This window comes from Streptomyces griseorubiginosus (assembly GCF_017614965.1).
Lineage (GTDB): Bacteria > Actinomycetota > Actinomycetes > Streptomycetales > Streptomycetaceae > Streptomyces > Streptomyces griseorubiginosus_B.
In genome coordinates this window covers 1-13652 of sequence record NZ_WVUG01000242.1, presented here as the reverse complement: position 1 = coordinate 13652, position 13652 = coordinate 1, and the positions used below count along the sequence as shown (strand labels likewise).

Sequence of the window (13652 nt, the reverse complement as noted above, 5' to 3'; positions counted from 1 at the left end):
GGCCCGGCGCCTGATGGCGCCGGGCCCCTCCGTCGGTGCTCTCTCCGCCCCCTCAGGGCAGCTCGCGGGTGAGGAACTCCACGAGCACCTTGTTCACGGCGGCGGGATCCTCCAGATAGCCGTAGTGTCCGCAGCCCTCGATGAGCTCGTAGCGGGCGCCCGGGACGGCGTCGGCGACCTCCCGGCCCAGCCGGGGCGGGGTGATCAGGTCGTCCGCGAAGGAGATGACCTGGCAGGGCACGCGGATGTCACGGTAGGCGTTCAGCCGGTTCGCCAGCCGGCTGAGCTCCATCTGGGCCCGCTGGCCCGGCCCCGGCGCGGACGAGAGCTCGAACAGGTCGAGCCAGTCGGCCATCGCCGTGTCGTCGTCCAGGGTCCGCGGGGACAGTGACCTCAGGGCCCGCAGGACAGCCGCGTACCGGGCCGGGAACCGGACGCCCGAGTCGTACAGGTCGATCTCCGCCCGGGTGAGCTCGGCGCGCAGGAAGTCGGTGCGGCCACGGGTCGCCATGAGAACGGCCCGGCCGACCAGGTCGGGCCGGGCCAGAGCCAGCTCCTGGGCGACGAACGCGCCCATGGAGGTACCGACGACGGCGCAGGGCCCGAGGTCCAGGCGCTCGATGAGACCGGCCACGTCACCGACCATGTCCCGCAGGGTGAACCCCTCCGGGCACTCCGAGGACGGGGGGATGCCCCGGTTGTCGAAGGTGATCACCCGGAGTCCGGCGGCGGTGAGCGCGGGCACCTGGTGCAGCTGCCACACCGTACGGCCGCCGCCGGTGCCCTGGATCATCACCACCGGGTCACCGGTGCCGGCCTCCTCGTAACTGAGCCGCATCCCGTTCACGGGAATGACCGGCATGGTGCCTCTCCCCTCTCGTGGTGCTCCGGTCAGGCGGTGCCGTCCATGGCGTCGGCCAGGCTCTTGGGGCGCATGTCGGTCCAGTGGGTGTCGACGTACTCGAGCGCCGCGTCGCGGGTCGTCTCCCCGAGGACGGTCCGCCAACCCGCGGGCACTTCGACGAAGGCCGGCCACAGAGAGTGCTGCCCCTCGTCGTTGACCAGGACCAGGTAGGTGCCCTCGGGGTCCTCGAAGGGATTGCTGCTCATTCGAATGCTCCTTCTCCGCGAATGCGGTTTCTCTGGGAGTACTTACAGACGGTCCGCGAGGAATTGGCCGATCCTGGCCAGATGACGGGCATCTGTCATCAGATTTCCGTGCGTCGAGTCTATGGCGCACACATCCAGCGATCCACCGATGAACCGTTGCCACAAGTTGACATTCAGGCGGTCTTTCCGATCGGCCTGCGACTTTCGCTCCGCGGAGACGAAGACGACGTCCCCGTCGAAGAATGCGGGCCTGAACCGCCGCATGAGCCGGACATTGTTCACATAAACGTCCTTCAGAGCGAGCATGTCCCGGGCCTCCAGCTGCGCCAGCGCCTGGTCCCCCGACTGCAGGAACTCCCGGAACCGTCGCAGCACCCCTTCCTGGTCTGCTATGAGCTCGGCCATGTCGAATTCGAACCCCATGGCCTGGAGATTGTGCGCGACGACCTCGTGCTCGACCGGTTCCGAGGTGTCTGCGTTCTCCCCCGGCGGATAGGCGTCGAGCAGGGCGAGCAGGGAGACCTCCTCCCCCTCGGCGCGCAACCGGGTCGCCAGGGCGTGCGCGGCGAGACCGCCGAAGGACCACCCCGCCAGCCGGTACGGTCCGGACGGCTGCCGTGAGCGGATGAGGGCGAGGTAGTCCTCGGTCATCTCTTCCATGGACGACGGCAACGCACCGCCGCCGTCCAGGCCCCGTGCCTGGATGCCGTAGACCGGCACCTCCGGGCCGAGATGGCGCACGAGGCCCGCGTAACACCAGCTGAACCCGCCACCCGGGTGCAGACAGAACAGGGGGGCGGCCGTGCCGCGTGCCCGCAGTGCGAGCAGCCCGTCGGAGGAGCGTCCGGCGGCGGGGTCGGCCGTTCCGGTGAGGACGGCGGCGAGGCCCTCCGGTGTGGGGGCGTCGAAGACGGTACGGACGGGCAGGTCCTGGCCGGACTCCTCGCGGAGCCGGGCCACGAGACGGGCGGCGAGGAAGGAGTGGCCGCCGAGTTCGAAGAAGTCGTCGTCCGCGCCCGCCCGTTCGATGCCGAGCACCTCGGCGAACAGGGCGCACACGGTGTGTTCCGCGGGCGTCGCGGGGGGCCTGGCCGCACGGCCCGCCGTGTACTGCGGTGCGGGTAACGCGGACCGGTCGAGCTTCCCGTTGGGGGTCAGCGGCAGGTGGTCGAGGGGGACGACCGTGGCCGGGACCATGTGGCCGGGCAGTCGGCCGACGAGGTGCTCGCGCAGCCGGGCCGGTTCGGGGGCCTCCGGGCCGGCCGTCACGACGTAGCCGACCAGGCGCCGGTCGCCCGGACGGTCCTCCCGAACGACGACCGCGGCCTGCGCCACGTCGGGGTGTGCGGTCAGGGCCGCCTCGATCTCACCGGGTTCGACGCGGAAGCCGCGGATCTTGACCTGGGCGTCGGCGCGGCCCAGGTACACGAACAGCCCGTCGCGGGTCTGCCGGGCGAGGTCGCCGGTGCGGTACATGCGGGCGCCGTGCGGGCCGTGCGGGTCGGCGACGAAGCGTTCCGCGGTGAGTCCGGGGCGCTGCCAGTAGCCGCGGGCGAGCGCGTCACCGCTGATGTAGAGCTCTCCCGGGACGCCGGGCGGCACCGGGTTGAGCCACGGGTCGAGGAGTCGTACGGCGGTGTTGTCCACGGGGCGCCCGATCGGGGGAGCCGAGGGCCCCCAGGCGGCGGTGTCGGCGGGGAGCCGGTGGGCCGTCACCACATGGGTCTCGGCGGGGCCGTAGTGGTTGTGCAGCCGACGGCCGGGGCGCGCGGCGCAGAAGGCGCGCATGGCGCCCTGCGGGGTGAGTGCCTCGCCGGCCTGCACCAGGTCGGTGAGGTCGGGCAGTTCGAGCCGGGCGGCGACGGCCGCCTCGCAGACGGCGTCGATGACGAGGTTGGGCGCGTAGAGCTCCTGGATCCGCTGCTCCCCCAGCCAGCCGGCCAGCCGGTGCGGATCGCGCCGGACCTCCTCGGGGCAGACGACCAGCGTCTTGCCGGACAGCAGCGCGGAGAGGATCTCCTGCACCGAGACGTCGAAGCTCACCGCGGTGAACTGCGCGACCCGGGTACCGGGGCCGCCGGGCACCGTGCGCTCGTGCCAGTCGAGCAGGTTGGCGAGGGCGCGGGCCGGCATGGTGATGCCCTTGGGGCGGCCGGTGGAGCCGGAAGTGTAGATCACGTAGGCGGGATGGGCCGGGGCGAGCGGGGCGGTGCGCTCCGCGTCGGTCACGTCGGTCGCCGCGTGGTCGGCGAGTCGGGCCGCGACGCCGGGGCCGTCCACCGCGACCGGAGGTCCGGCCGGGGACCGGGGGAGTGTGCCGGCGAGGTCCGCGGTGGTCAAGATGACAGTCGGGCGGGCGTTGCCGAGCATGTACGCGATGCGGTCGGCCGGGTATTCGGGGTCGACGGGCAGATAGCCGGCGCCGGCCTTGAGGACCGCGAGGCACGCAGCGACCAGATCGGCCGACCGGTGCATGGCCACCGCCACCAGGCGCTCCGGGCCGACGCCCCGGTCGACGAGCAACCGTGCCAGCCGGTTGGCGCGGGCGTTCAACTCCTCGTAGGTCAGGGTGGTTTCGGGTGTCTCCACGGCGACTGCGTGCGGGGTGCGGGCGACCACGGCGGCGAACCGGTCGGGCAGCGAGGCGGCATCCTGCTCCCGTGTGAGGCCGTGGGAGGCGGCCCGTACGTGGTCGCGTTCCTCATCGTCCATGAGGGATACGTCCCCGATGGCGCGCTCCGGCGCCGCGGTGACCGTGTCCAGCAGACGCAGCAGCCGGGCCACGAGGGTCTCGGCGGTGTCCTGGTCGAACAGGTCGGCGCTGAACTCCAGGCCCGCGCCCAGCCCCGCGGGCCGCCCGTCGGCGTCCTGCCGTTCCGCGAAGGAGAACAGCAGGTCGAACTTGGCGGTGCCGGTGTCGGCGGGCAGCGCGGTGGCGTCCAGGCCCGGCAGCCGCAGACCGTCACCGGGCCGCCGGTCGGTGTTGTTGAAGGTGAGCATGGTCTGGAAGAGCGGATGCCGGGAGGGCGAGCGCCGGGGGTTGAGCACCTCCACCAGCCGTTCGAACGGCACGTCCTGATGGGCGTACGCCGCCAGGTCCGTCTCGCGGACCCGGGTGACCAGCTCGCGGAAGGCGGGGTTGCCGGAGGTGTCGGTGCGCAGGACCAGAGTGTTGACGAAGAAGCCGACGAGGTCGTCCAGGGCGTCGTCCGTGCGTCCGGCGACAGGGGTGCCGAGCGGGATGTCCTCGCCGGCGCCGAGCCGGGTGAGCAGGGCGGCGACGGCCGCCTGGACCACCATGAAGGGGCTCGCCTGGCAGGCCCGGGCGACGGCCACGATCCGCTCGTGCAGTGCCCGGGGCACCTCGTACAGCACTCGGCCGCCGCGTCCCCCGGCGGCGGCCGGACGCGACCGGTCCGCCGGCAGCTGGAGCTCTTCCGGCAGCCCGGCCAACGTCTGCCGCCAGTAGTCGAGTTGCCGGGCGACGGGGCTGTCCGGGTCGTCCTCGGAGCCGAGTGCGTCCCGCTGCCACAGGGTGTAGTCGGGGTACTGGACGGGCAGCGGACGCCAGTCGGGGGCCCGGCCGTCGAGCCGTGCCGTGTACGCGGCCGTGAGGTCGCGGGCAAGCAGGGGCACCGACCAGCCGTCGCCCGCGATGTGGTGGACCAGCAGGAGCAGCACCTGCTCCCGCTCTCCCGTCTCGAACAGCCAGGCCCGCAGGGGGACTTCCGCCTCCAGGTCGAAGGCGTACCCGGCCGCGGCGGTGATCTCTCGTGCCAGGTCGGCCGGAGCCACCGACGCCACCACGGTCAGCTCGGGCCGCGCCTCGGCAGCGGACAGCACGACCTGCCGGGGGCCCTCCGCGTCCTCGGAGAAGACCGTGCGCAGCGACTCGTGACGGCCGGTGAGGTCGGCGAGCGCGGCCCGCAGCGCCGATCGGTCCAGTTCGCCGGTCAGCCGTAGCGCGAAGGGGATGTTGTACGTCGGGCTCGGTCCCTCGAAGCGGTGCAGGAACCACAGCCTGCGCTGGGCGTGGGAGGCGGGGATCCGCTCGGGACGCGGCTCGGCGGGCCGCAGTGCGGGGCGGGCCGCGCACGCGGTGTCGAGGGCGCGGGACAACGCCGCAACGGTGGGCGCCTCGAAGAGCTGACGTATGGTCAGTTCAGCTCCGAGGACGGAACGGATGCGGCCCACGAGCCGGGTGGCGAGGAGCGAATGTCCGCCGTGCGCGAAGAAGTCGTCGTCGATGCCGACCCGCGGGACGCCGAGAAGTTCGGCGAACAGCCCGCACAGGATGTCCTCGCGCGGGGTGCGCGCCGCCCTGCTCTCGGGGGCCGGGGCGGTGGTCTCGGGCACCGGCAGGGCCCTGCGGTCGATCTTGCCGTTGCCAGTGAGCGGCAGCGCGTCGAGGAGGACGAACGCCGAGGGCACCATGTAGTCGGGCAGTTCGGCGGCGAGGTGCGCGTGCAGCGCGGCCGACTCCGGGGTGGTGCCGGCCTCCGCGACCAGGTGGGCCACGAGGCGTTTGTCTCCGGGGCGTGGTTCGGCCAGGGTGACGACGGCCTGGGCGACCTCGGGGTGACGGCCCAGGACGGCCTCGATCTCGCCGAGTTCGATCCGGAAGCCGCGGATCTTGACCTGGTCGTCGGCCCGTCCCAGGTATTCCAGGGTGCCTTCGGCGGTCCACCGCACGAGGTCACCGGTGCGGTACATGCGGGTGCCGGGCGGGCCGTAGGGGGCGGCGACGAAGCGCTCCGCGGTGAGTCCGGGGCGCTGCCAGTAGCCCCGGGCGAGTCCGGCACCCGCCAGGTACAGCTCGCCCGCCGAGCCCCGGGCCACGGGACGCAGTGCGGTGTCCAGGACGAGCAGCCGGGTGTTGTCCAGAGGCGTGCCGATCGGCACGGTCTGCGGAACCGGGGCGGTCGCGGGGATCCGGTGGCGGACAGCGAAGGTGGTTGTCTCGGTGGGCCCGTAGCCGTCGACGACGACCGTGTCGGGGCAGGCGTCCCTGACCCGGCGGACGGCGGCGGCCGGGACGACGTCGCCGCCCGTCCACACCTCCCGGACGCCCGCCAGGTGGTGCGGTGCCTCGTCCGCGACGAGTTGGAAGAGCCCGGAGGTGAGCCAGAGCGCGGTCACCTCGTGCTCGGCGAGCACCTTGCCGAGGGTGTCCGCGTCCAGGTCCGCCGGCGGGGCGACGACGGCGGTGCCGCCGGACAGCAGCGGTACCCACAGTTCGTAGGTGGAGGCGTCGAAGGCGTGCGGCGAGTGGACCAGGACCCGGCTGTGGGCGCCGCCGGCGAAGGACCGGTCCCGGGCGAGTTCGACCACGTCCCGGTGGGTGACGGCGACCCCCTTGGGAGTGCCGGTCGATCCGGAGGTGTGCATGACGTAGGCGAGCCGGTCCGGGTGCACGGGGCCCTCGGGCAGGTCCGCGTCGACGGGAAGCGGCGCGCCGGTCTCGTCGGCCCGCACGACGGTGAGGTTCAACTCGGCGCCACGCGCGGCATGTTCGCCGTCGGCCAGTACGAGAGTGACCCCGGCCAGGGCGGTGACCTGGCTCAGCCGGTCGAGCGGGTCGCCGTGCCGGAGCGGCACATAGGCGCCGCCCGCCTTGAGGACGGCCAGGACCGAGACGAGCAGATGGGTGGAGCGGTCCATGAGCAGCCCCACCGGTGTCTCGGCCCGTACCCCGAGCGCGACGAGCCGGCGCGCCAACGCGTCGGAACGGGCGTCGAGTTCGGCGTAGTCCAGGACGATGGCACCGCAGCGGACGGCCGGGGCGTTCGGGGTGCGCGCGGCCTGTGCGCGGAACGCCTCGGGCAGGCTCTCGCGGATGGGGCCGGTGTCCGTGCCGCGGCCCGGTGCCAGGGCTGCCTCCCGCTCCTCGTCGGAGAGCAGGGCGAGCCGGCCGACGGGGCGTTCGGGGTCCGCGGCCACGGTCCGCAGGACCCTCACCAGACGATCCAGTACGGCGGCGGCCGAGTCCGGTGGGATCAGGTCGGGCTGGTGGTCCAGGCGCAGCCGCAGCCCGTCCCGGCCGACGGCGACCAGCGCCATCGGATAGTGGGTGGCGTCCCGGTTGCGGGTGCCGGTGACGGTCACGTCGCCGAAACCGCCCGGCTCGTCGCGTTCGGCACCGATGTCGACGGGATAGTTCTCGAACACCATGGTGGTGTCGAAGAGTTCACCGGCGCCGGCGAGTCGCTGCACCTCGGCGAGCCCCAGTTGCTGGTGTGCCTGCAGCCGGGTCTGCTCGTCCTGGGTGCGGCGCACCACGTCCACGAACGCCTCGTCGGGCCGCAGCCGCACCCGCACGGGCAGGGTGTTGATGAACAGCCCCACCATGGTCTCGATCCCGGCGATCTCCGGCGGCCGGCCGGAGACGGTCGTACCGAACACCACGTCGTCGCGGCCGGTGAGCCCGCCCAGCACGACCGCCCAGGCGCCCTGCACCAGGGAGTTGAGGGTGAGCGAGCGTTCCCGGGCCAGTGCGCCGAGCGCCGCGTGGTCGGCGGCGTCCAGCTCGGTCTCCAGCCGGCCGGGTACCACCGGAGCGCGTTCGGCGGAGCGCGGGGCGAGGAGGGTCGGTCCGTCGAGGCCGGCGAGCGCCTGCCGCCAGGCGGCGACCGCAGTGTCCCGGTCCTGCCGGGCGAGCCACTGGAGGTAGTCCCGGAAGGGGCGGACCCGGGGCAACGCGCTGTCGTCGCCCTTCGTGCGGTACAGCGCCAGGAGTTCGCGCACCAGCATCGGGCGGGACCAGCCGTCGAGCAGGATGTGGTGGTTGGTCAGTACGAAGCGGTACCTTCGCCCGCCCAGCCGCATCAGAGTGAACCGCATCAGCGGGGGCCGGGCCAGGTCGAAGCGGCGCAGCCGGTCCTCCTCCAGCAGCCGGTCCGCGGCGGCCGTGCGCTCCGGCTCGGGCAGATGGGAGAGGTCCGTCTCCTCCCACGGCACTTCCACCTGGTGCGGGATCAGCTGCACGGGCCGCTTCAGGCCCTGGTAGCGGAAGGCCGCACGCAGGTTGGCGTGGCGCCGCAGCAGGGTACGACAGGCGGCGCCCAGCGCGGCCGTGTCCAGCTCGCCCTCCAGGTCGATGGCCTGCTGCACCAGATAGACGTCGGGTGCCTGCTCGTCGTACACGCTGTGGAAGAGCAGGCCCTCCTGCAGCGGTGCCAGGGGCAGGATGTCCTGCAGTCCGGACTGCTTCGCCATCAGAGGTCCCTCCACTCGTCTTCCAGCAGGTCGATCTCGCTCTGGTCCAGCAGGCTCAGCGACACGTCCGAGACGGTCAGCCCACCGGCCTCGGGGTTCTCGGCATGGTCGGCGAGGGCCTCCAGGGCCTGGAACCACAGCCCGGCCAGGTCTCGCACCTCGCTCTCGTCGAGGATCCCGTCGGCCCAGGACCAGGTGGCGGCCAGCTCGGGGCCGCGTGGGCCGTCGTTGGTACGGGCGTTGAGTTCCAGGGGATGGGCGAGCGCCACCCTGGGATCGGTGCCGCCCACGCCGGCCGCGGTGGCCAGCACCGTCCAGTCGGGGACGGTTTCGCTGCCGGCGTTCTCCACCCCCGCGGTGGTGAAACGGCCCAGGTAGTTGAAGGCGACCTGAGGAGTGGGCAGTCCGGCGAACCGCGGGGCGGTGCGCGGGTTCAGGTGCCGGACGAGTCCGTATCCGATGCCCTTGTCGGGCACTTGGCGCAGCTGCTCCTTGACCTGCTTGACGACGTCACCGGCGGCCGGGCCGCCCGCGAACGCGTCGGACAGGTCGACGGCGGAGACGTCCAGGCGCACCGGGTGCAGGCTGGTGAACCAGCCGACCGTGCGGGACAGGTCCGCCCGGCCGACGAGTTCCTCCTCCCGTCCGTGGCCTTCCAGGTCCAGCAGTACGGCCCTGCTCCGGCTGCCGCCTCGACGAGCCCAGGCGAGGGCGAACGCCGCCAGCAGGACGTCGTTGACCTCGGCCCGGAACACGGACGGCACGCGGGTCAGCACCCGCTCGGTCACCGCCGTGGGCAGGGTCAGGGTGAGGTGCCGGGCCGAGGCGTAGGTGTCGTCCGACGGCTCCAGGGGGCGCCGCCCGAGCAGCGGGTCGCCGTGCCGAAGCACCGACTGCCACCAGTCGGCCTCCGCGGTGCGCGCGGGATCGGCCGCCACCTCGGTGAGCCGCTGCGCCCAGCGGCGCAACGAGGTGCCCACGGGCTGCAGTTCGACCGGCCGGCCCGCCGCCATGGCCCGATGGGCCTCGGCGAGGTCCGGTACGAGGATCCGCCAGGAGACCCCGTCGACCACCAGATGGTGGACGATCAGGAGGAGCAGGCCGGGCGCCGTCTCACCGCGGTCGAACCAGACCGCCTGGACGAGCCGTCCCGCGCCGAGGTCCAGGCGTTCGCGGGCGGCGACCGTCTCGGCCCGCACCAGGTCCTGCTGAGCCGGCTCGTCGAGTCCGGCGGCGTCCACCCGGCGCAGGAGCAGATGGGCGTCGACGGCGCCGGGCTCGCGGACCTCCAGCCGTGGTTCCGGGCCGGCCGCGAGGCGGGCGCGCAAGGCGTCGTGGTGGTCGAGGACGGCCCGCAGCGCGGCCGTGAGGTCCTCGTGGCGCAGCCCCGTGGGTACCTGCACCAGCCGGGACTGGTTGAACTGGTCCGCCGGGCCACCGCGTCCGAGGAACCACCGCATGATCGGGGTCAGGGGGACGTCCCCGATGCCGGCACCCGGTTCCTCGACCGCCTCCCCGCTCGTCTCCGTGACGACCTCGGCGAGCGCCGCCACGGTCCGCTGTTCGAACACGTCCCGCACCGACAGTTCCAGACCGGCCCGCCGTGCCCGGCTGACCAGCTGGATCGACATGATGCTGTCGCCGCCCAGGTCGAAGAACCCGTCATCGGCACCGACCTCCGACAGCCCGAGAACGTCCGCGAACAGTCCGCACAGCACCTTCTCCCGCTCCGTGCGCGGTCCACGCCGGTCGGCGCCGGAGCCGAAGTCGGGGGCCGGCAGAGCCCGCCGGTCCAACTTGCCGTTCAGGGTCAGCGGCAGGGCGTCCAGGGGCACGACGGCCGAGGGAACCATGTACTCGGGCAGGGCAGCCGCCACATGTGCGCGCAGCGCGTCGGGGTCGAGCGTGCCGCCCGCGGTCGCGACGACGTAGGCGACGAGCCGTTTGTCCCCGGGCCGGTCCTCCCGCAGGACCACCGCCACCTGGCTCACTTCGGGCCGGTCTGCGAGGATCGCCTCCACCTCGCCCGGTTCGATGCGGAAGCCCCGCAGCTTGACCTGGTCGTCGACCCGGCCGAGGAACTCCAGGCGGCCGTCGGGCAGCCACCGTACGACGTCGCCGGTCCGGTACATCCGCTCCCCGGCACCCGCGAACGGGTCGGCCACGAAACGCTGGGCGGTCAGCTCCGCCCGGCCCAGATAGCCGCGAGCCACACCGCTGCCCGCGATGTACAACTCACCTGGCACCCCTACGGGCACCGGTCGCAGCCGCTCGTCAAGGGCGTACACCCGGGTGTTCCACAGGGGCCGGCCGATCGGTACGACCGCCTCGGGCACCTCGGCCGGGTCCCGCAGCGGGTTCACGGTGGAGAACACGGTGGTCTCCGTCGGCCCGTACTCGTTGGCGACGACCGTGTCCGGGCACGCCTCGAGGACCCGCCGGACGGCCGTGGGCGACACCACGTCACCACCGGCCCAGATCTCGCGCACCCCGCGGAAGCAGTCGGGCCGCTCTTCGGCGAGCACCCGGAACAGTCCGGCGCTGACGAACAGGCCGGTGACCCGGTGTGCGGAGAGGGTGGCGGCCAGGTCGGCGGCGCCCAGCCGGCCGGCCGGAGCCGCCACGACGGTGCCGCCGGTCAGCAACGGCGTCCAGATCTCGAACGTCGAGGCGTCGAAGGCGTACGGCGAGTGCATCAGCACCCGTTCGTGCCGGCCGCCGCGCCAGTAGCGGTCGGCGGCCAGATGGACCACGTTGCGATGCGTGTTGGCGACACCCTTGGGCATGCCGGTCGAGCCGGAGGTGTACATCACGTACACCAGCTGCTCCGCGTCCGTCGGCACGCCGGGGTTCGTCTCGGCCTCACCGGACAGATCCGTGCCGGGTCCGACCCTAAGGACCGGTATGTCCGCGGCGAAGGGCAGGTCGTCCGGATCGTGGTCGGTGAGCAGGGCCACGGCTCCGGTGTCCCGCAGGATGAACTCGGAGCGGGAGGCGGGCTGTTGCGGATCGATCGGCACGTACACACCGCCGGCCTTGAGCACGGCCAGCGTGGAGACGACCAGCTCGGCGGAGCGCTCCTGGAAGACCGCGACACGGCTCTCCGGGCTCACCCCCCGGCGCAGCAACCGGTGTGCCAGCCGGTTCGCCCGCGCGTTCAACTCGCCGTAGCTCAGCCGCTGTTCGCCGGACAGCACGGCGAGTGCGGCGGGATCGGCGGCGGCCACTTCCTCGAAGAGGGCGTGCACCGGAGTGCGGTCCCGGTGGGCGACCGCGGTGTCGTTCCACTCGACGAGCATCCGGCGCCGTTCGTCCGCGCCGAGGATCTCGGTCTCGCCGACGCGCTGCCGCGGGTCCTCGGCGAGCGCGGTGAGCACCCGGACGAAACGGCCGGCGACGGACTGCGCGGTCCCCCGGTCGAACAGGTCGGTGCTGTAGTCCAACGCGCAGCTCAGACCGGCCGCCCGCCCCGGTCCTGCGGGGCGCTCGGCGAGTTCGAAGGACAGGTCGAACTTCGCGGCCGGGGCCCCGAGGGGCCGCCCACCGACCGTCAGCCCGTCCAGCTCCGTGCGGGCCTCGTCCCGGCCGGCGTTGTCGAAGCTCAGCATGGTCTGGAAGAGGGGGTGGCGGGAGAGCGAGCGCTCCGGGTTGACCGCCTCCACCAGCCGCTCGAACGGCAGGTCCTGGTGCGCGTACGCCGCCAGGCTCGCGGCCCGGACACGATCGATGAGTTCGGCGTACGTCGGATCGCCCGAGGTGTCCGTGCGCAGCACCAGCGTGTTCACGAAGAACCCGACCAGCTCGTCCAGCGCGTCATCCGTACGGCCCGCGATCGGCGTCCCCAGCGGGATGTCCGTTCCCGCGCCCAGCCGCGTCAGCAGTGCCGCCAGCGCGGCCTGCAGCACCATGAACAGACTGGCCTGGTGATCGCGCCCCACCTGGACGAGCCGCTCGTAGACATCCTGCGGCAGTTCGAAGGCGACCCGGTCACCCCCGTACGAGGCCACCGCCGGCCGCGGCCGGTCGAAGGGCAGCGACAGCTCCTCGGGCAGTCCGGCCAGCGCTTCCTTCCAGTACGCGAGTTGACGGGACGCCTCGCTGTCCGGGTCGTCGTCCGCACCGAGCACCTGTCGCTGCCAGAGGCTGTAGTCGGCGTACTGCACCGGAAGCGGCGTCCAGTGCGGAGCCGCACCGGTGGTGCGCGCCGCGTACGCCGTCACGAGGTCACGGACCAGGATGTTTCGTGACCAGGCGTCACTGGCGACGTGGTGGGTGAGGATCAACAGCGCCCTGCGGTCGGTGTCGCCCTCGACCTCGAACAGCGAAGCCCGCAAGGGGACTTCGGAGGCGAGATCGAAGACGTACCCGGCCGCCTGCCGCATACGGCGAGAGACCTCGTCGTCCGACGCGAGGCTCTCCACGCACAGCGGCACCTGTGTCTGATCGGGGTCCAGCACCACCTGGTGGGCGGCGCCGGAACCGTCCTCGGCGAAGACGGTTCGCAGACTCTCGTGCCGGGTGGCCACGTCCGTCAACGCCAGCCTCAGCGCCTCCGCGTCCAGTGGCCCTGTCAGGTCGAGCGAGATCGGTACGTTGTAGGCGTCGCTCGGGCCCTCCAGGTGCTGCAGGAACCACAGTCGCTGCTGGGCGTGCGAGAGCGGCACCCGGGCCGGACGCGGTGCGGGGACCACACGGCCGCGGGCGCTGTTTCCGGTGTCGAGGGCGCCGGAGACGCCGGCGACGGTGGGGGTCTCGAAGAGCTGGCGGATGGACAGTTCCGCGCCGAGGACGGTGCGGATGCGGCTGACGAGTTTGGTGGCGAGCAGCGAGTGGCCGCCCAGGGCGAAGAAGTCGTCGTCGATGGTGACCGACTCCAGGCCGAGGACTTCGGCGAACAGGGTGCACAGGATCTCCTCGCGCGGTGAGCGCGGCGACCTGCCGTCCTGCGACTGCGGCCCGTAGTCGGGCGCCGGCAGGGCACGGCGGTCCAGCTTCCCGTTCGGGGTCAGCGGGAAGGCGTCCAGGGTCACGAACGCCGACGGCACCATGTAATCCGGCAGCTGGGCGGACGCGTGAGCACGCAGGTCGGCAGGTGCCGGCTGCTGCCGGGCCGGGTCCGGGACGACGTAGGCGACCAGGCGTTTGTCTCCCGGCCGGTCCTCCCGCACCAGGACCGCCGCCTGGGCCACGTGTGCATGGGCGGCGAGGACGGCCTCGATCTCCCCCAGCTCGATACGGAACCCACGCAGCTTGACCTGGTCGTCGACCCGGGACAGGTACTCCAGCTCCCCGCCCGCCGTCCAGCGCACCAGATCCCCCGTGCGATA

At 72.7% G+C, this 13652-nt stretch carries 4 protein-coding genes; all 4 read right to left on the bottom strand.

The annotated features are described in order from the left end of the window. Positions 1-52 precede the first annotated feature (52 nt). Complete coding sequence (locus GRC12_RS32625; protein ID WP_208783198.1) at positions 53-862, bottom strand: alpha/beta fold hydrolase; 810 nt, start codon at positions 860-862, stop codon at positions 53-55. Positions 863-891: 29 nt separating this feature from the next. Beyond that, positions 892-1110, bottom strand: coding sequence for an MbtH family protein (locus GRC12_RS32620; protein ID WP_208783196.1), 219 nt, complete (start codon positions 1108-1110; stop codon positions 892-894). Between the two features lie 42 nt (positions 1111-1152). Beyond that, positions 1153-8325, bottom strand: a complete 7173-nt coding sequence (locus tag GRC12_RS32615) for an amino acid adenylation domain-containing protein (protein WP_208783194.1) — start codon at positions 8323-8325, stop codon at positions 1153-1155. Then, a partial coding sequence (locus tag GRC12_RS32610) for an amino acid adenylation domain-containing protein (RefSeq protein ID WP_439959917.1) occupies positions 8325-13652 on the bottom strand: 5328 nt, incomplete at its 5' end. The genes GRC12_RS32615 and GRC12_RS32610, both read right to left, overlap by 1 nt.